This is a genomic window from Jeotgalibacillus malaysiensis (genome assembly GCF_044789845.1).
In the GTDB taxonomy this organism is placed as follows: Bacteria; Bacillota; Bacilli; order Bacillales; family Jeotgalibacillaceae; genus Jeotgalibacillus; species Jeotgalibacillus malaysiensis_A.
Genome location: NZ_CP085252.1, coordinates 2,767,524 through 2,787,822, shown reverse-complemented (window position 1 = coordinate 2,787,822; position 20,299 = coordinate 2,767,524). Strand labels below are relative to the sequence as shown.

The 20,299-nt window shown below is 42.3% G+C and carries 17 protein-coding genes; 7 read left to right on the top strand and 10 right to left on the bottom strand.

The annotated features are described in order from the left end of the window. From LG330_RS14685 to LG330_RS14675, 3 genes are all read left to right on the top strand, one after another. Positions 1–246, top strand: coding sequence for a hypothetical protein (locus LG330_RS14685; protein ID WP_404405078.1), 246 nt, complete (start codon positions 1–3; stop codon positions 244–246). Between the two features lie 61 nt (positions 247–307). Beyond that, a complete protein-coding gene (locus tag LG330_RS14680) occupies positions 308–1,027 on the top strand; it encodes an S-layer homology domain-containing protein (RefSeq protein WP_404405076.1) in 720 nt (239 codons plus the stop codon). A 178-nt stretch (positions 1,028–1,205) separates the two neighbouring features. Further along, complete coding sequence (locus LG330_RS14675; RefSeq protein ID WP_404405074.1) at positions 1,206–2,108, top strand: acetamidase/formamidase family protein; 903 nt, start codon at positions 1,206–1,208, stop codon at positions 2,106–2,108. A 68-nt stretch (positions 2,109–2,176) separates the two neighbouring features. On the opposite strand, the gene LG330_RS14670 is transcribed toward LG330_RS14675, so the two are convergent. From LG330_RS14670 to LG330_RS14625, 10 genes are all read right to left on the bottom strand, one after another. Beyond that, complete coding sequence (locus LG330_RS14670) at positions 2,177–3,508, bottom strand: alkaline phosphatase (RefSeq protein ID WP_404405072.1); 1,332 nt, start codon at positions 3,506–3,508, stop codon at positions 2,177–2,179. Positions 3,509–3,827: 319 nt separating this feature from the next. Beyond that, the gene (locus tag LG330_RS14665) at positions 3,828–5,447 is read right to left on the bottom strand and encodes a hypothetical protein (protein ID WP_404405070.1); all 1,620 of its coding nucleotides are present in this window, start codon (positions 5,445–5,447) and stop codon (positions 3,828–3,830) included. Positions 5,448–5,675: 228 nt separating this feature from the next. Beyond that, the gene (locus tag LG330_RS14660) at positions 5,676–6,395 is read right to left on the bottom strand and encodes a hypothetical protein (protein WP_404405068.1); all 720 of its coding nucleotides are present in this window, start codon (positions 6,393–6,395) and stop codon (positions 5,676–5,678) included. Positions 6,396–6,495: 100 nt separating this feature from the next. Then, positions 6,496–6,810: a DUF2628 domain-containing protein gene (locus LG330_RS14655; RefSeq protein WP_404405066.1), complete on the bottom strand. Its 315-nt coding sequence runs from the start codon at positions 6,808–6,810 to the stop codon at positions 6,496–6,498. Positions 6,811–6,929: 119 nt separating this feature from the next. Next, complete coding sequence (locus tag LG330_RS14650) at positions 6,930–7,790, bottom strand: hypothetical protein (protein ID WP_404405064.1); 861 nt, start codon at positions 7,788–7,790, stop codon at positions 6,930–6,932. 132 nt (positions 7,791–7,922) lie between these two features. Next, the gene (locus LG330_RS14645; RefSeq protein ID WP_404405062.1) at positions 7,923–9,746 is read right to left on the bottom strand and encodes a zinc ribbon domain-containing protein; all 1,824 of its coding nucleotides are present in this window, start codon (positions 9,744–9,746) and stop codon (positions 7,923–7,925) included. 10 nt (positions 9,747–9,756) lie between these two features. After that, entirely contained in the window at positions 9,757–11,658 is a 1,902-nt protein-coding gene (locus LG330_RS14640) for a zinc ribbon domain-containing protein (RefSeq protein WP_404405060.1), read from the bottom strand. Between the two features lie 27 nt (positions 11,659–11,685). Further along, positions 11,686–12,540, bottom strand: coding sequence for a hypothetical protein (locus tag LG330_RS14635; protein ID WP_404405058.1), 855 nt, complete (start codon positions 12,538–12,540; stop codon positions 11,686–11,688). A gap of 259 nt (positions 12,541–12,799) precedes the next feature. Next, positions 12,800–13,900, bottom strand: a complete 1,101-nt coding sequence (locus tag LG330_RS14630) for an S-layer homology domain-containing protein (RefSeq protein WP_404405056.1) — start codon at positions 13,898–13,900, stop codon at positions 12,800–12,802. A 214-nt stretch (positions 13,901–14,114) separates the two neighbouring features. Beyond that, the gene (locus tag LG330_RS14625; protein ID WP_404405054.1) at positions 14,115–14,642 is read right to left on the bottom strand and encodes a CueP family metal-binding protein; all 528 of its coding nucleotides are present in this window, start codon (positions 14,640–14,642) and stop codon (positions 14,115–14,117) included. Positions 14,643–14,812: 170 nt separating this feature from the next. Between LG330_RS14625 and LG330_RS14620 the strand changes: the two genes are divergently transcribed. The 4 genes from LG330_RS14620 (at position 14,813) to LG330_RS14605 (ending at position 20,105) form a co-directional block, all read left to right on the top strand. After that, positions 14,813–15,406, top strand: a complete 594-nt coding sequence (locus LG330_RS14620; protein ID WP_404405052.1) for a hypothetical protein — start codon at positions 14,813–14,815, stop codon at positions 15,404–15,406. Beyond that, positions 15,384–15,905, top strand: coding sequence for a hypothetical protein (locus tag LG330_RS14615; RefSeq protein WP_404405050.1), 522 nt, complete (start codon positions 15,384–15,386; stop codon positions 15,903–15,905). The genes LG330_RS14620 and LG330_RS14615 overlap by 23 nt, the downstream gene beginning before the upstream one ends. 136 nt (positions 15,906–16,041) lie before the next feature. Continuing rightward, the gene (locus LG330_RS14610) at positions 16,042–17,385 is read left to right on the top strand and encodes an S-layer homology domain-containing protein (protein WP_404405048.1); all 1,344 of its coding nucleotides are present in this window, start codon (positions 16,042–16,044) and stop codon (positions 17,383–17,385) included. Positions 17,386–17,606: 221 nt separating this feature from the next. Next, on the top strand, positions 17,607–20,105 hold the full coding sequence (locus tag LG330_RS14605) for a bifunctional 2',3'-cyclic-nucleotide 2'-phosphodiesterase/3'-nucleotidase (protein WP_404405046.1): 2,499 nt from the start codon (positions 17,607–17,609) through the stop codon (positions 20,103–20,105). Positions 20,106–20,299: the final 194 nt, after the last annotated feature.

Genomic DNA, 20,299 nt, shown 5'->3' with positions numbered 1-20,299 from the left:
ATGAAGAACGGAATGTATACGGTCGAATCCATCGAACAGGGACTTGTAAGACTGCTTTTGCGAGAGGACGAATCCATCGAGGAGTATATTCCGGAAGAAAAGTTCAATCACCCCATTTCAGAGGGATTGCTCATCAAAGTGAAAGAAACTCCAGATGGTGACTTCATCAGCAAACCTGAACAGGAGCTGACCCAGTCAAAACGTGAAGCGCTTAGAGAAAAGATGGAGCGTCTTAAAAAAAGATAATTGTACCGGGAGCAGTATCCTACGCTCCCGGTTTTTTATTGTAAAAATGTGGGGATGTGCTATGATGAAAATATCCCCTTTTTCCTCTAAACAGGTAGCCAATCCCCTAACGTTTTACGATCTTTTAAATGAAGAAAATACTCAATTGAAGGAGGTATCCTTTTTGAAGTTAAGGATTATTTTTTGTGTGCTTTTGATTACTTTGATACCATCTCCAGCGAAAGGAAACAGCGTAGAACTCTCCGAAAACTTACCGGCATTCCCTGATATAGACGGTCACTGGGCGCAAACTTACATCGAAAGTTTAAATGAAAAGCAGATCATTAACGGTAAAATAAATGGCAAATTCTCACCCGAGGATCAAGTTACCCGGGCACAATTTACCGCCATGCTTGTAAGAATACTCCAACTTACCCCCGTAAACGCCAATTATTTCGATGACGTAAGCGGTCCTCTCCAAAATGAAATCAGCGCAGCCTACGAAGCCGGCATCATAAAAGGCATCACCCCAAAACGCTTTGCCCCAAACCGTAACATCACCCGCGAACAAATGGCCGTCATGCTCTTCAGAACCTACAACATTCTCCACAACACTTACTACCAAACCTTCATCACAGCCCCCTACAAAGACCACCGGCACATCCACTTCAAAAAAGAAGTCAACGCCATCTACCAGCTCCGACTCATGACAGGAACAAACCAGGGAGAATTCCGTCCAAAACAAACCGCCACCCGGGCTCAAGCAGCGAAGACAGTTTACTTGTTAGGGGGAGAGGAGTGAAGGGTGGGGTTTCGAGCTGGGCGCTGGTCCTGGCGAAGGATGGGGTTTCGGCGAAGGATGGGGTCAGACCCTCGCCTTCGCTCTGCGAAGTGCAGGGTCTGACCCCATCCTTCACACTTCAAAAATATCAGTTTATTCTGTAAACTGTATTTATATCTTTCAAAGGGGTGGAGACAAAATGACAAATCATGTGGCGAAAGAGCATTTTGTATATAAGATGGACTGTGGAAATGAACCTGTTTTGCATGTTGAATCCGGTACTCAGGTGGCTTTTGATACATATGACTGCTTTGAAAATCAGATCACATCTGAGGATACGGCGTTTGATGCGATCAACTGGGACCGGATTAATCCTGCAACGGGGCCTGTCTATGTAAATGGTGCTGAAAAAGGTGATGTGCTGAAGGTTCATATTGATGAAATTAAGGTAGGGGAGCAAGGCGTAATGGTCACCGGTCCGGGGCTCGGCGTGATGGGTCACCGTATGGAGGATTTTCAGGTCAAAATCATACCAATTGAAGGTGAAAAAGCGATTTTTAATGAAAAACTTCATTTACCACTTAATCCGATGATCGGTGTGATCGGCGTTGCACCCGAAAACGAAGGGATATCCTGTGGTACACCTGGTGCGCACGGTGGAAATATGGACACAAAAGAAGTTACAACCGGTGCCACACTTTACTTCCCGGTTTTTCATGAAGGGGCGCTATTATCACTAGGCGACCTGCATGCAGCAATGGGAGACGGCGAGATCAGCGTCTCAGGAATCGAAGTGCCGGCAAAGGTAAAAGTAACAGTCGAAGTCATAAAAAATCAGCCCATCTCCTATCCACTGCTGGAAAATGAAGATGGACTGACAGCCCTCGTATCAAAAGAAACACTCGATGAGGCAGCCGATACAGCAGTTGAAATCATGATCGACCTCCTGCAGCCAAAAACAGACCTCACACTATCAGAATTCACCATGCTCATGAGCGCAGCAGGCCAGGTCCGGGTCGGCCAAATTGTAGACCCGCTGAAAACAGCGAAATTCTTTGTGCCGAAGTATATATTAGATAGTTATGGGGTTAAGGTGTTTTGAAGGCGAGGGTCAGACCCTCGCCTTCGCAAAGCGAAGGGCGGGGTCTGACCCCGCCCTTCACTCGTACATTAAAACTCTATCTTCATTACCTCACCCATCAGCTTCGGCAAGTCCGTGTTATCAAGCAGTCCTGAAAACTTATGCGCCTGCGCACCATATGCATACACCGGCACGTCAGTACCTGTATGGGCAGACGTTGTCCAGCCGACAAGTGCACGGTCACTGATGACTTCGTTGATTGCAATTGCTGCATCATCTGCTTCTGTAATCGCTGCCTGTTCTTCTTCAATCAAATCAATATTTGCATACTCTTTTAATACTTCACCAGCATTCGAGCGGTCTTCATTCAGTTCAGCAGCCATTGTATCCCCGGTTGCTTTTACATCATGAAGCACATCGATGTTCAGGTCATACTCTCCGTTTGAACCGACTGACATGCCACCAGTTTCGTGATCTCCAGCTACTACGACGAGTGTATTCTTATCTTTTTTCGCATATTCGATTGCAGCAGCTACGGCTTCGTCAAATGCTTTTGTGTCATTCATTGCCCACGCTGCGTCGTGTGCGTGACCTGCCCAGTCGATTTGAGAGCCTTCAACCATCAGGAAGAAACCGTCTTTATCCTGTTCGAGTGCATCAAGTGCTGCGCCTGTCATTTCTGCAAGGCTTGGCTGGTCAGTTGTGCCACGCTCAAGTTCAGGTGCCATCGCATCGTCAGCAAACAGGCCGAGGAGTTTCCCGCTTTTAGCTGAAGAAAGTTCGTCCAGATCCGTGACGTATTCATACCCATCTTTTTGAGCAGATTCCACTAAATTAAGCTCAGGCTGCTTGCCACCTTCAGATTCGGGCAGGAAGTAATCAAGTCCGCCACCAAGCAAAACGTCAATTCCATTATCAAAATACTGAGGTGCGATGCCCGCTTCATTTCCACGTGACTCAACGCTTGATCCAAATACTGCCGGCGTTGCATGAGTGATGGTAGAAGTTGCCACAAGTCCAGTCGACTTCCCAGCTTCCTCAGCCGCATCTAAAATCGAATCCACCTGCTCACCCTCAGGCGTCACACCAACCATCCCATTATTTGTCTTCACACCAGTCGCCATCGCAGTACCCGCAGCTGCAGAATCCGTCACTTCTGTATCAGCAGAATAGGTCTGCATTAAACCTTTAACATAAGGGTCAAATGAAGACTCCTCACCTTTAAACCAGCGATAATTCGTCGCATAAGATGCATTGTAACCATCCGGAATCATATAAATCACATTATGTACTTTTCCATTTCCCTGACCGGCCCAATCCGGCTTACCCGACGCAGTCGTCTCCCCGTCCTGAGTGCCAATCGCAATCCCCGATAAAACAAGTCCGCCTGAAAGTGCAAGTAAAGCTGTCTTTTTCAACATGTTTTCCCGTCTCCTTTCAAAATAGCTTACGGTGAGAAGATTACCAGAGAATTGTAAAGTTTCAATAACAGGATTGTAAATTTGGGGAAAGATGGAACGAATGGCATTTTTTATGGTTAAAAATGTTAATTGATTGGTTTTAGAGAGGTAAGAAGAGGGGGTGTTGTTATCTACTTCATAAAATCCATTTTGAGACAATTGCACTGTCTTATTGACTGTATGAAGGCCGGGGTCAGACCCCAACCTGCGCTGGACACTTTAATTAAAATAAAAAACCGTGATTTCCATAGGGAAACCACGGTAGGCTAGTTTTAAGTGTTTAGTTAAATTCCAGGTCTTGTTCTTCGATTGCGCGATATAAAAAGACTACTGCCTGAGCACGGGCGAGTGAGTCGTTTGCGCCAAAGTTTGCGTAATCTTTTGGTTTTGATGGATCTTTACCTGTTGTCAGGTTGTTATCATACATCCACTGAATAGCTTCTCTTTCCGATACTTTTTTACCCTGGAATGCCTGAGCCATAATTACAGCAACATCGCCACGACGTAAAGCTGAGTAAGGTTTTCCGCTATTAGGAATACTGTACTTTTTGGAAAGGTCATAATAAACTTTTGTCCAATTATTCTTATCTTCTTTGACCTCATCAGGCTTTGAATATCTGAAGATCATTGCAAGCCACTGAACTTCATTCAGCTTATTGTAAGGTGAAAGTTTCATCGATTTCACATCGCCTTTAATGACATCGTTTGCCATTCCCCATATAAAAGGCTGTGTCCAGTATGCGTTAGCGCTGTAGTCTTTAAACTTAGTGATAGCAGAATCTCCTATTGTAAAGTTATAATTTCCATAACTGTCGTAGTATGATCCTCTCTCAATTGCAATATAATATTTTCCAGCAGGTAAATTCTCAGTAAAATTTATAACCCCTGGAGTTATATGAGTACTACTAGTGTATTTACTTCTAATAGATTTATTATTTTCATCATAGATTGTAAAATCTAATCCACCGTTTAAGTAGCTCTCTATTGAAAATGAAATGTCTTCAGTTTTACTGTTTGTAAATGAATAATAGTCAATTGTATCATTCATTGCAATAAAGCCTTTGTTTTTGTTGCCGAATTTAATCTCACTAGCTTGTGTAGTTCCATCATTAGGTTCTGTTTCATTTGCATGGGCATTTGAGAAAGAAACAGAGAAATTGTAGGCCCCACTTCTTTCTGGCCAATGTCTGTCAGTATAAAACTCAATATAGTAAGTGCCCTTTTTTAGGTAAAGTGTTTCATTAAACTTAGAAGGAGTGATTTTCGAACCAGAGTGATGATCTCGAGTAATAGATTTATTGTTAGCGTCATAAACAGCTATATTTGTTCCACCAGCAATAAAACCTTCTCCGTTTAATTCGATCATACCCTGAGCCGGCACTTCAAACTTATAGTAGTCCACCTGGTCATTATAAGCTAAATGACCACTATATTTCTTGTCGAAAACAATCGATGTAGCTCCGGTGGTACCATCGTTTGGTTCAATTTCATTCACATCAAATTCTTTTTTCTTCATTTTAAAAGAGTACTTACCTTCCTCGCGTGAAAAATCTATTACAGATGAAACGAAAGTATATTTTCCAGGTTTCAAATCAAGTGTAATTGTGCTTTTTTGAGGAGTAGCTTTAGACCCTTGAGAAAAAATGGAATCCAAAGCGTTATTCATATCATCATAAATATTAAAACGGTTGCCATAAACTTCAGTTGTAGTTTCAAAGCTTACTTCAGAAGGTTTATCAAGCACAAAACTATACCTTACTTCTTTGTTTTCGTTAGTTATGTAACCAGTGTATTCTTTACCATTGTCAAGATAAGAACTAGCCTGGGCGTTATCGATAACATAACTCGTTGTAATTAATACTAAAAAGAAAATCATCATCATTCTAAAACATTTCTTCATAAAATACCCCCTAAGAATTTTGTCATATTCAAATATTAAATCAGTAGACCTTTCATCATATTTACCTACGTCTATAATAATATTATTATTCCATATAAAAGTAAATTTCTTTATAAATACAAATTTAATTATACGTTTAAAAAGCGAAGGGGAGGGTTTGACCCCACCCTTCAACCAAAAAAGGTTAACAGGATTTTCCCTGTCAACCTTTCTAAATATTGAACCAGATCAATACCTTGTACTTTCTCTTATCTCAGAAAGACTGCTATTGGCGCTTTCGATGCTGCGCTTCGTTTCTTTTTGCATACGCCCCAGGTGATCTAGTGATGCATTAACTGATGATAGTTCCTGATTTGTATCTGCTTGCAGCGCCTGCATTTTCTTGATTTCGTTAATTTGTAAATGGTGTTGTTCGGTAGACTCGTAAAGATTGATCGCTTCTTTCAAACTGTCAGCACGGAAGTTTTTAAGGTAGTCGATCAATTTTTCAGTACAGTAAATGTGTCGATATTTTAAAGGAACGATTGAATATTGTGCTAAATCTGAATGCAATTTTTCATTTGTTTGCTGTAGCTCTGACAAAACAACCTTATTTTTATCATTGTGATATGAAGTATACTTTTTATTTAAATTATGCAATAACAGGTTGTAAAGGATAACGTATGTAATGATTGTCAGGATAATGGCTACCAAGTCTACTAAAAAGCCTAGAGGTATGACGTTTTCAAGCATTCTGGCTATTGGTCCGAAAAACACTCCAAAGATATCTCCATAAGGCCAAATCAGAAATAAAAATAGAATGATATGTATAATCGGATTGATATTAATTGGATTTTTAAATATTTTTTTGTATTTTTTATCATTTTCTTCAGCACTCAATAGAATTTCATGAGTATATTCAATATTTTTTATAAGCTCTTCACGTCCAGATCCCAATTCAGCTTCCAACTTTTAATTCCTCCAATTGATGAATTTTTTAAGATCGAGATTTGTAGTGAAGGGTGGGGTCTGACCCTACCCTTCATCCTACCCTTCACTGCACTACCGATCACCCTGCCATTGCAATAATATCGTTTTCCTGTAAAATCGCTCTGTCTTCATGTGAAACAGGAGTGTACCCTTTTTCGATCAGCTCTTTGATGTAAATTTTATTGTAAGTAAATGAGAATACGACGCCGGTGATCCATGCGCCAATTCCTAATGTGAATGATCCAAGAATGGCTTCAAGAATGAACATAATGAGTGCCCATTTTAAATCTCCTCTGAAAAGTGCTGGAAAGAAACCGAAGAAGAAAGTTGTCCAGCTAAAACCGACTTTAACCTCTTTTACTACGCCGCCTTTATTTGCTAATTTAATTTTCATTTAGATCCCTCAATTTCTATTTTTATATTCATTATTTCTTTTAGGTATCGATTGATAGGCCGGTAGTGTTTATTTTATGGCTTCATATTCAAGATCAGATTGGGTATAGTTATAACCAATTAAAATAACCCACCAAAATCCCTCAGCTCATTAATCTGATCCATCACACCACCAAATGCTGAATCTGTGAGATAGTTTACGTACATGCCAAGCACAAGGAATGTCACGATTGTAAAGATTGCAGTTCCATAGTAAGCGTCTGTTTTAGTGCTGCTTTTATTTAATAGAGTTGCATTCAGGTACACTGGTGTAATGATCAATGCAAATACGATTGCTGCCACTAGTGCGGCGATGCTATATGTATTTGCGTTTAAGAATTTGAAAATTAAACTGAGCGCACTGAGAAATAACGTAGGGAATAAGAGCGTTCCGTAAAAAGCTGTGAGCTGCTGAATTGGGCGGCCCGTGCTGAAAATTTTCACTGTGGCAAATAAAATACCAATTACCAGTGCTACAGGAATTGCAATATACAGAAATGACGATAGGAAGTAACTGATAATTGAAGGAGTCAAGGCTGGTTCGGGAGTACCGAAAAAGCTTGTAAACTCATTCAGCCCTTCAAGTAAAGTAAGCACAAAGCTGTGTACCAGGCTTGTAAGTGCTAATGCTAATACAATTGTTGTAAGAATTAATAAAATCAATCCGTTTTTAAACTCTGTCGCACCTGTCTGTAAAATGGCACCAGGTGATTTCACATACTTCTTGAAATAGGCTGCAAATCCTTGAGAAGTATTTCTTACTTTACCTGCATAAGGGGAATCGGCCGTAGCAGCCTGTCCCGGCATTGCTGTCTGCACGGCAGCTGCCAGTGGTGAAGTGGCTGTCTGCGTATTCACTGTTTCAGCAGGTTGTAATCCAGCACCACACTTACCACAAAACTTCCCCTGGGCCTGCTGATGGTCACACGTTGGACACGTCATAAAATCACTCCTTTGTTTTGGAGTGAAGGCGAGGGTCTGACCCTCGCTTTCACTTTCGTCTTCGTCTTAACATCTCCGAAGGCCGGGGTCTGACCCCATCCTTCCACCACCGCCTTCGCTAACCCCGCGTCGCTAATCACCAATCAAATCTGTCTTCAATAACTCATGCAGTTTAAACTGTCCATCTATGATCTTCAAAACGGATTCTGTTCGGTAGCCGTTGTAGCGTGTTTCTCCGTCCTGGAAGATGTAGAACCATTCTTCGGTTGTGACGACTGCTTCTGTGGCTGATACGACGCGCAGGTCAATCAGGTTGGTGCGGTCGACTTCCTCAGTAATCCCTTTTGATGCGAGATAGTCAATGTAATCTCTTTGTTCGTTGTAACGGGCACCGGAAGAGTCTGTGAATGGTGCAATGATTGAGAAGTCCTGTTTGTTGATTGCTTCAACTGAAAGCATGTTGTAGGTTCTCATGAATGACTCGACTTCGCTTCTTGATACTGTGTTGAAGTTCAGGCCTTCAGCTGCCGGTTGCTCAGCAGGTTCCACTGGTTCTGCAGGCTTTTCTACGACAGTTTCAAAATAGGTGTTTGTTCCTTTGATTTCATGAATGGATCCGCGTACGCTTGAAATCTCATTTAGATCACATTTATTCACCTGGAATGAATCTTCGACGTACTGAAGCTCCAGTTCACATCCGAAATAGGTAAGCTCCTTTTTTCCGTGATCAAGGCTGATATAAGCCATTACTTCGGCCGGCATGCTTAGACGGACGTTTTCACCTTCGCCGGTAACTGTTGCCTGATCAAGATGAATCGCTGCAACTTCAACCTGACCGCTGACGGCTGTTCCTTCATTAGTCAGGGCGATGATTTGTTCTGCCAGCATTTGCTGATGATCAGATGAGATGCCTGTGAAGTGATCTGCATCTAGGTAAGCCATTGCTTTAATTAGATCCTCGCTGTATTGCAGGTAATCATTTAACAGCTGGTCGGCCTGCTCATCAGAGAGTATTCCTACTTCAATTTCATTCTGCCCGGCTGATATCTCCATCTCCTCAGACGAAAACTCACCCCATGGATATATTGCTGAAGCGGTTGCCATCAGACTGCTGCCGATCGGAATTGGCCCGATTGTATCGGTCTTTCCGTTTTCACCAAAAGCAACTTCATTTTCGTCAATGTTCAGCTTTGTATGAGCAGGGGAGCCGTTTTTCAGGTTGAATGACACTTCTGCAAATTCAATTTTTGCTCCGACTGCCTGCACGGTTCCTGACAGGCTGACTAATGTAAGCTCCTGTTCATCAGAGAGCTCACCAAAGTCATTTGAAAAATCGGTGGTCATCGTGTAAACGCCTGGCGCAAGCGGACCTGCAGTCAGAACGCCACTGTCAGCTGTTTTTGATAACACCTTGCCATTTAATTTAACCTCTGCCTGAACCGATTCATCAGGGAGCGGCAGTTCGATATGCTGATCAGCCCCTGTAACAGCATACTTTTTGATGACACCTAACAGCGGTTTTTGCTCAGTGATCGTAAAGAGCTTTGCCTCTTCAGGTGTTGCTTCGTGAAATGAGCTCAGCGCTGTTTCTTCATCGAGTGCTATTAAAGCTTCTGCTTCAAACTCATTGATGCTCGTGCCGTCTTCATGGAGCACATATTTTTGTACAGCTTCGGTATCTCCATCTTTAAAAGCCTGGGTAAATCGTTCAGCTGTCTGATCTGCTGAAAAATACAGGCTCGTTCCGTAAATTCCTCCGCCTAAAAGGACCAGCACTGTCAGGACAGACGCAATAACTGCTTTTTCCTTTTTCGTCCGTTTCCTTTTAGGAGCGGGTGGAGGAGGCGGGGGAGGAGCTGCAGCCGATTCCCCCTGCTGAAGCGGCTGACCGCATGACAGACAGAACTTCTGGTCAGCGGCAGCTTTGGCACCACATTCCTGACAAAATTTTTGCATGATTTCACTCCTAGACCTCTGTAATATCATCAGTCATCATATCGATCCGGTCGATGTATAACTGGTTGTCCTTAACTTTTAAAATGTAGCTCTTCGTTCTCGTATAGCGCCACGTTTCATTTACATGGTTATGAAAATCAAATAGCTCAGCAGTGTTCACTTTGTACGTATCCTCACCCGTTTTTTCAACAGAAGTCACGCGGTCTTCAAGGAACTCAAAGAAATAATACGTATCATCAAAACTATGAATATATTCATCATATTCTCTGTAAATCGAACTTCCAGATTCAAAGTAGCTTTGAACAAACGCGAAATCCTTTTCGTTCAACGCATATTCATAATCCTGTCTGAAGTTGACGATAAATGTTTCGATGTCCTGATCAGAAGTGGCTGAGGCAGTTTCTTTTTTCTCTTCAACTTTTTCCACGACATCTACCGGGATACTTTCGTGATAAATCTCAGATCCGGCAAGCACAAGGTCAGGTTCTGTTTCAAATGTCTCATCTCTATAAGAATAATCATCCACATAAAATTTACCTTCATCCGCATTGTAGGAAAGCGTTAAGTATCCATCAGAAATAAACTCCTCTGGATCTTTTGGCTCTGCTGCAATGTGGGAAGCTTCATAAAAGTGGAGAGAGGCCGGAATGACAAGCTTTGACGTATCGCCATCTCCAGTTACGCGGGAAGCACTTGTCATTAATTGAATTTCATTCAGCTGACCTGAATACATCCGGTTGCGCTCAATCATATCCTCAATATTATCCTGCCACTTTGTTTTCAATGCTTCAGTACCATCTTTAATAAAAGAGGCATCCTGATTCGCATTCGCCTCAACCGTCTGTTCAGCATAAGCAAGTGCGAGCTCGCCGACTTCACTTCTCTGATCTTCTGTTAAATGTGAGATCGTCACCGGCTGCAGACTTTCTGAAACGGCAATTTCATCGGATTCAAGCGTCCCCCACGGATAAGTCGCAACTGCTTTTACACTGACTGACCCATTTAGCGGGAGAGGACCAACCTTTGCTGTCTCTCTGCTGCGCTCGTTAAAAGGAATCTCATGCCCGTTTATTACAACATTCGTTGCGTTCGGATCATCAAAAGGCAGACTGAAAATCACGTAATCCATATCAGGTTCTATGTAATGCGACTGGTATTCACGAGAAGTACTGGTTAACATCAGCTCTTCTGAAGCCGTCAGTTCACCGTAGTCACTGCTGAATGTAGAGTCCAATAGGTAATTCCCTGGAAGAAATGGTCCAACATTAATTGATTCACCTGATCCGGATGTGCCTAGAGAAGCTCCATTCAGTGAAAATGCATACTGAACTTCGTCTTCAGTCGGTAAATAAAGCTCAACATACTGTGGAACACCAATGACTGCATGGCGGTTGATTACACCAGCAACCTTTCCGTGCGGCTGAATCGACAGCAATGGTTCATTAATAGACCACAAAAACCCGTCCGTTTCTTCAAACGTCATAATCTCAGCAAGTTGTTCTGGCGGTAAACTAAGAAATGCTTCCGCTTGGTATTCATCCACTTCAGCACCGTTTTCAAGGACCATCAAGGAAGCAAGTGCTTCTGCGTCCTCATTTTGCACAGCATCCTTGAAACGGTCCAGTGTGCTTTCAGCAGAGTAATAGTTTGATGCAAAGTAGGAGCTGCCGGCAATAGCAACGAGTAAAACCGCTCCTGCTGCAAGTACAGCTTTTTGCTTCTTTGTGCGTGGTTTTCGGGGAGCAGGCGGCGGTGTCTGTTGCATTTGAACCGGCTGCTCGTACGTTATCTGTTCATTAACCGGCTGGCTAACAGATGTCTGAGTTTCCTGATTGACAGGTTTCCCGCACTCCTGACAAAAGCGTTCATCAGACTGCTGCGGATGTCCGCATTGGGTACAGAATTTACTCAATAGCAATTCACTCCTTTTGAATTTAGTTTAAAAGCTGCTAATTTCATCAATCATATTGAAGAATGTAGATTCTGATACTGCATCAGCGTAGAATATCATCGCAATACCTGAAAGAATAATATAAATCGCTACAGCAAAGACCGGATCAGTCGTTTTAGATTTTTTAGTAACAAGTGAGCTAATCATATAGAACGGAATCATCGCAAGCGCTAAAAGGAAAGATACGCCGAGGAGGACAGTCGTTAATCTATACATGCTGGTGAAAAGTGTGATGATTGAACCAGCTGCTAAAAGAATAGGAAGTATCAGGTGGGTACCATAGTATGAAATGATAGATTTAAAAGAATCTTCTCTGCCAAATCCTTTATTTACAACATATAATGAAGCCGTAACAATCAATAAAAAAATAGCGATCACAAAAAATGCCTGGATAAATACTTCAAAGAATGAAGGAGCATTTATTCCGCTGAATTCACTAAAACTAAAGAATCCAACTGTACTCGCTACCTGTCTGACAATTAAATAAGGCATAGCAGCAAAAAGCACTGTAAATAGAATAAGAGAAATAAGACCGTTTAAAAACTGCTGCTCACCTGTATTAAAAATGTGTGAGGGGTTTTTAATAAACGTTTTTATGTAGTTTAAATAATTTCTTGATGTATGTTTTGCCTTCTCAATCGTTGGATTAGGGGCACTGCTGACAGTGGCTGCCTGATGCTGCTGTTGAGTCTGCTGCTGTAAAGGTGGCGGTGGTGCTGTAGCCGAGGCCGCTACCTGCTGTTCTGCCTGCGAAACTGTCTCCTCCTTGTATACCATTTCTGATCCGCAATTCCCGCAGAATTTACCAGATGTTTGTTCATGACCGCAACTAGTGCAACTCATATCATCACTCCTTAACAAAATTTTAGAAAGAAACAGAGAACTAATAACCATTTCTTTATGCCTATATTATTGGTGTTAAGATGTAAAGTCAACAGCCTTTTACAAAATTTATAATAAAAAAGTAATGTTGACTTTGGCAAGAGCGAGTCGAAAAGGGTATGAAGAAGGAGTGGAGTAGGGAGTGAAGTAGGGGGTCAGACCCTGGCCTTCGGTACTAAAAAAGCGAAGGAGAGGGTCTGACCCTGCACTTCGCTTTCTGCTATTCTATTATTTCAACCAGTTCGACTTCGAAGTTGTAACCATCATCCGGATCTGTGTCCTCTACTTTGATCATACCGATGTTCGGGGCAAAGTAGACGGTTTGGCCGTAGCCGATGCTTTCCTGAGCGATAACATGTTCGAATGTGCCTGCTGGTGTTGTAACTGTTGCGTCAACGTCTGTAATTTTGTATTCGTCTCCTTCTTCCTCGTAGTAAAAGTCGGTCCAGACTTGTCCTTCGTATAGTGGGTAAGTAAGGACTGTGTAGTATTCTGATTCAGGATAACCAATACGGAGTTCGTTGTCATACTCTGTGTAGATTTCCTCGTATTCATCGCCGCTTGAGTAGGTACTGTACCAGATATCCCATTCAATATTTAACGGTGCATAAATTCCTTCGTAAGAAAATACGTACTCATCATATTCACCATCAATTTCTTCTGAAAATACATATGTTTTTTCAGTATCCATTAGATAGCTGATATTTTTCTGGTTAGAGGTGGTAACGAAATCCTCGTTTAACAGACGCGCCATAAACAGTGCGAAGTGTTGGCGTTGAATTAGATTTTCAGGACGGAATGTCTGATCTTCATAACCGGTTGTGATGGCTTCTGATGCTAAAACGTCAATATAATCCTTAGCCCAGTGACCGCGCTTAACGTCATTAAAATAATAGCGCCACTCTTTCTCAAGGTCATAGGCAACAGATAAGATCTTAGCCATTTGTGCTCTGCTTAAAGAACCATAAGGATCGAAAAACTTGTTTCCATTACGATCCGTTTTTCCGGAAATAAAACCAAGTTCTACAGCTTTCGCTACTTCTGCATAACCATAATCCCCACTTTTTAAATCGGTAAAACCAGGATCCGGTGCTGTAAAATCCGTCACACCCATCTCCCGTAAAATCATCTGCACTGCCTGTAGACGCGCAACATTTTTAGCAGGCGCAAACGTGACATCCTGATACCCTTTAATAATCCCCTGCTCAGTCAAATAGTTTATCTCTGACTTGTACTGGCTCACATCACTAAAAGATGCAGCCTGTGCTGGTGCAGCAGCAAAAAAGCTAAGCCCCAAAGCCCCAATCAAAACCTTCTTCATTTCCAATTCCTCCTAATCCAAATTCAATCAATTAAATTTACCACAACAAAAAGCAAAAAAATATACATAAAAAAAGAGAACAAGAACTTTATTTTTGGTAAGTGAAAATGGACTTATTTTGAGCGAAGTGTGGTAGCGAAGGCTGGGGTCAGACCCTGCCCTTCGCTTGTAACAAAAAACGAAGGCCGGGGTCAGACCCCAGCCTTCGCTATATTTATGCCAGTTGCATCGTCGTAATGCAGGTAGCGTCGTCTTCGTATGTGGAGATTTGTGCTTCTGTGCTCTTGCCGTTGTGTCCAATTTTTACATTATATGTTTTGTCACGCGGCAGCCAGAGGTCGATAAATCCGTTTTCGTAGGTGGTCATTTCTTCGTCGATGACGACGTTTCCTTCTTCGTCTTCTACATAAACGTTAAATGTTTCTTCAACCATTTCACCCTGACAGCCCGTCAGACTGTGGAATGTGCAAGGGTGCGTCTGATTTTCGTAAGGCGCGATTGATACGAAAAAGTCTTCGTTTGAAATGTCATATACATTTTCACTGCCGTCTTCTTCATTTACAATTAACTCTTTTCCATTAATCGAAGCCTGCTCAGCGCTGACCTCACGCGTGCTAAAATCCTTTATTAATCTCTTGATATCAAACTCATCATCCGCTGAACTGCTATTTTCGCTGTCGCTGCTACAGCCTGCAAGTACAATTGATAAAATAAGTACAACAAAAACTGACCATTTCTTCATGAGCTGTCACTCCCTAACTATGATGTTCTTATACCCCATTATAGTATCTATTGCTATAAATAAAAGTGAAATGTGGTGATCGACATAAATTGTTCAGAGACAAACTCTTTTAACCATTAAAAGGAAACTGTGAGATAATAGACGCTACATAATTGATAGGGGGGTAAAAGGTGAACTACATAAAATTAGCAAAAATGTTATCATTTATATTAATTGTCAGTATGCTGTCGGCCTGCAGTAATGGTATTGAAATAGAAGAGCCATTAGATTATTCAATCTTGACTTCGGAAGAAACATTTCCAGATAACTTCAGAGAAATTGAAGTGTCTGAAAAAGATGGAACAATGCCAATGATGTCGGCAGAAACTGTGTGGTCACCTGAAGAACTAACTGAAGCGTGGGAAAGGTATTCATTCAAAGAAGACCAGCCGGCCATTTCATTCAGTGAACAATCAGTCCTCTTCCTAACCATTCACGAATCAGGAAGCTGCGAAGAACAAATTGGTGCAATCAGCACAAATCACGAAACAAACGACATAGAAATCCATTTTATTGAAATCGATGGAGACTGCTCAGCAGACGCGCAACCAAGATCATTTGCAATCGAAATAGACACCCTGATACTTGAACAGGCGCAAAACGCAGTCGTCGTCAAACAGAATAGAAGAGTTGTCATAGAATTGGCGAGCGAAGGCGGGGGTCAGACCCTGACCTTCGCTACCGACACAAGGAGGTTAAAAATTGAATTTGTCACGATTATCTAAAGTAATTTTGTTAACAACGATCATTGTCCTTTTAGCGGGATGTGTAAATGTTGAAAATCCAATAGATTACGCAATACTGACGACTGAACAGACCAAGCCGGAAAATTTCGATGAACTGGGGCCAAGAACAGTGTATGAAGATGGGATTTCTCCTCCAGATGCGGGGATTGATTCAGCTGGCAAGGTAGAGGAGGTCTCAGACGCCTGGGAGCGGTTCGGTTTTACAGAAGTACAGCCAGAGGTTGACTTTGATCAAAAGGCAGTGCTGTTTATAGCTCTTTTCGAATCCGAAGGCTGTGAAATGGAAATCGAGAATATAGGTACTAATCCGGACACAGACGATATCGAAGTGTATTTCGCTAACACTGATGACTCATGCACATCAATGGACAATCCACGTTCTATCGCACTTGAAATAGAAAAAAGTATACTTAACCAGTCTGAGAGAGTAGTGATTCAGGAAGGCGAAAAGTATTTGATAGAGGTATTGGATTTATAAGGTGCCGGGGGAGTGAAGGGGAGGGTCTGACCCTTGCCTTCGTTGGAAGGGGACTGAAGGCCGGGGTCTGACCCCAGTCTTCAGTCAGCTCCTTAATATGTTAAAATACTTATATGTTATCTTGAAAGGAGTATTTATGAAAAAAATTCTTTTAGTATTTGTTGCTTTGTTTTTATTGTTTCCGGTGTTACCTTCGAAGGCTGCGACGTTTTCGGATGTGACTTTATATGAAGAGGAGATTAGCTGGCTTGTTGATCGTGGTGTCATAAAGGGTTATCCGGATGGCACGTTTAAGCCGGGTCAGGCGATTAAGCGCTTGAATGCTGTGCAGATGATTCTCAGAGATATTGGCTTTACTCAGGAGCAGATTGACAATTTTGAGGGTGAAGATCCCGGATTTGTGGATTTGGCAAAAGGTCAGTATGGCTATCAGGAGGCGCTGATTGCAAATTCTTTAGGTATTATTAATGGAAAGAAAAATGCAGATGGAGACCTGATTTTTGATATCGGTGGTCATATGAACCGGAGTCAAATGGCAAAGGTTTTGACGAAGGCTTATACGCTTGAAGCGGGTATTGATGATGAGCTTCCGACTTTTAAAGACACTGAAACACTTGATCCGGAAACGGCATTGTACATAGGGATTATTGCTGATGCGGATATTTCAACTGGTTATGGAGACGGGACATTCCGGCCTTTTGAAAAAACAACAAGACAGCATTTCGCTGTATTTTTGAAAAGAACGTCAGATTACTTATACGAACCACTGCTTGATACAAGAGTGTATTTCCTTGGAGATGATAAGGGAGACGCTGCTGTCATTGAATTTCCAGACCAGTCGACAGTTATGATTGATGCAGGCCTAGATGCGGCTGAGTTAGATGCCCAGCTGACAGACATCGGCTTAACAGACATCGATACATTTATCGCAACCGAGCTTTCTGCTGAAACGCTAAATGGTGCAACACGTGGGATTTTTGAAAAATACAGTATTGATCAGGCAGTCGACGCGAGCGAAGAGAATGACAATGACAATGACTACTTAAATATGCTGGAATCACTGGGAGTTGAGCGCTTAAAAGCTGAGCAGAATAAAATGCTTGCTGGTGATGAAGAAACAGCTGTTTTATTCGCCGAAAACATTAATGATGGTGTAATGATGTTAAGACTTTGGAATCAGGAAATGAACATCCTGTTTGCCGGCTCAGCGACAGACGAAATGTACAAAGAAATGTTCCCAGCCATTCCATACGATATTGTGCAAGTATCAAGAAAAGTTAAAATTACAGACGCTGTATTAAATAGATTCGATCCAACTTATGCAATACTTCCAACGAACTATCCAGAAGAATATTACCGCCATCTAGACTGGAATGACGTACTCCTTTATTCACCACAGGAACAATATATTTCGACAGTCGTATCAAGTGGAGCGTATTTTTTCTTTTATGATAGTCCGTTGAATCGGTTGGATGATTGAGTTAGGGCCCGGGGGTTTTCCCGGGTTTTTTGTTTGGTGAGAATTACTGCGGCACACTGGGGACGGAGTTGGCTGTGCCACTTTTAGAATGATTCTAAAAATGACCCACTTAACTCCGTCCCCAGTGTACCGCTTAAGAAAACCCTTACAATATATTAACTTATATTTACAACCATATGGTATAGTATACCTGTATCATATTTAAAAAGGAGTGGATTAGTTTGAAGAAGTTAGTTACTGCTGGTGCAGTGCTGTCTTTGGGTTTGGCTGCTGCTGCGGTTGCCCCGGATGCGAGTGCTGCTGAGGGTGATCAGGTAAAACTGCGGATTTTGGAGACGACGGACACGCATACGAATTTGTTTCCTTATGATTATTATCGCGGGACTGAGAATCAGAATGTGGGGCTTTTAAAGACTGCTTCGTTAATTGAGAAGGCGCGTGCAGAGGTTTCGAATCATGTGTTAGTAGATAATGGAGACACAATTCAGGGGACTCCGCTAGGGACTTATTTTGCCAAGGTGGAGCCGGTTGCTGAAGGTGAGGTTCACCCGGTTGTTGAGGTGATGAATGCGCTACAGTACGATATGGTGACGCTTGGGAATCATGAGTTTAACTATGGTCTTGAATTTATGGAGCAGGTTTACGGTGAGGCTGATTTTGGTTATGTGAGTGCGAATACATATATTGATGATGGAGATGACAATCCTGATAATGATCAGCCGGCTTATGATCCTTATAAAATTGTTGAGAAGACAGTTATTGATGAAAATGGAGATGAACAGACAATTCAGGTTGGCTATATCGGATTTGTAGCCCCACAGATCGTTCAGTGGGATAAAGCTCATTTAGATGGAAAGATCATTACGAAGGATATTGCTGAATCGGCTGAAAAGTATGTGCCTCAAATGAAGGAAGAAGGAGCAGATGTGGTCATTGCGATTGCGCATACAGGATTCGACCAAAACGCTAAAGCGGGCGACATGGCTGAGAATGCAGTACTTCCGCTTAGTTTAGTAGAAGATATTGATGCGATCACTTTTTCACATACGCATGATGTATTTCCAGCTGCGCCTGGAGGTTCTTTAGGATCGCTTTTCAAATCGAACGGTGAAGTTCTTGATTATATCGATGCTGAAAAAGGAACGATCAATGGCGTTGCCGCGGTTGAGTCTGGATTTGGCGGTGCTTACCTTGGGGTGATTGACTTGACGCTTGAGGAGGTTAACGGCGAATGGGAGGTCGTGGGTTCCCAGTCAGAAAACCGTTCTATTAATGGCGTTGAAGTAGATGAAGATATTGCTGAACTTGTTCGCGATGCTCATGAATCTACAATTGAGTATACAGAAGGCAAGCTTGGTACAACGACTGCACCAATTCACAGCTACTTTGCTCTTGTACAGGATGATCCATCAGTTCAGGTAGTGACAGATGCACAGAAATGGTATGTAGAAGAGTATATTCGGCTGAATTCCCCTGAATATGCAGATACGCCACTACTGTCTGCAGGCGCACCTTTTAAGGCAGGGCGAAACGGCATTAATGAATACACAGATATTGAAACAGGGGACCTGACAATCCGATCGGCCGGCGACCTATATCTTTACGATAACACGTTAAAAGCAGTTCTTTTAACCGGAGCAGACGTACGCGAATGGCTTGAAATGTCAGCCGGTAAATTTAATCAGATTGATCCGGCCGCAGAAGAAACTCAAAATCTGTTAAATCCAACTTTTCCAGCCTATAATTTTGACGTGATCGATGGCGTTACTTACGAAATCGATGTTACGCAGCCAGCTAAATACAATAACGACGGAACTTTAAACGATGAAAATGCAAATCGTATCATCAACTTATCTTATAATGGTCAGCCTGTAGAAGACGATCAGGAGTTTATCGTCATTACAAACAACTACCGTGCAGGCGGTGGCGGGAACTTCCCGGGTCTTGCAGACGCTGAAATGGTCGTAGATTCAGCTGAAGAAAACCGTCAGATTCTGATGGACTATATCACTGAAAAAGGTGAAATCAATCCATCAGCAGATATGAACTGGTCCATTGCTTATGTAAATACTGGAGCTGAAGTCACTTTCCTTTCAAGCCCCGCTGCTGAAAAATATGCAGAAGGCAGCATCAGCTACACTGGTCAAACGAACGAAGACGGCTTTGGTATTTTCAAGTTTGACCTTGCAGGCGAATTAACACCACTTCCGGAAGCATATCCATTTGATGATGTAACCTCAGAGCATTGGGCGTCAGAATATATACATGACCTTGCAGACAAAGGGATTGTATATGGGAGACCTGATGCAACATTTGGTCCACAGGAGCCAGTCACACGCGGTCAATTTATCTCAATGATTGTAAGATCACTAGGTCTTAGCGATAGAGACAATACGCTAAACGAAGAACTGTCACTTGCCTACGATAATGGCATCACAACTCGTGAACCTGCAGCATTTGACCCATTTGTAAAAATCACGAGAGAACAAATGGCAGCCATGCTTATGCGCGCATATGAAGTGAAAAATGGTGAAAGCTATGAGGCAGATAATCAAGCTGTCTACCTAGACAGAGCACAAATCAGCACAGTCTTCACTGACCACGTCGATGCAGCCGCAGAACTCGGCTACATGACCGGCCACGAAGACGGCAACTTCAACCCGCGTGGCAATGCAACACGCTCACACGCTGCGAAGGTTTTGTCTTTGTATTTGAAATAAGTGATTGGATGAACACCAGAGGGTTTTGCTCTGGTGTTTTTTTAATAGCGACACACTGGGGACGGAGTTGAGTGTGTCACTTTTAGAATGATTACAAAAACGACTCACTCAACTCCGTCCCCGCTGTGCCGCTCAAAAAATATCAAAAACCTATTGAATTCTCAACCCATTCATGTATAATAACTTTAACACAT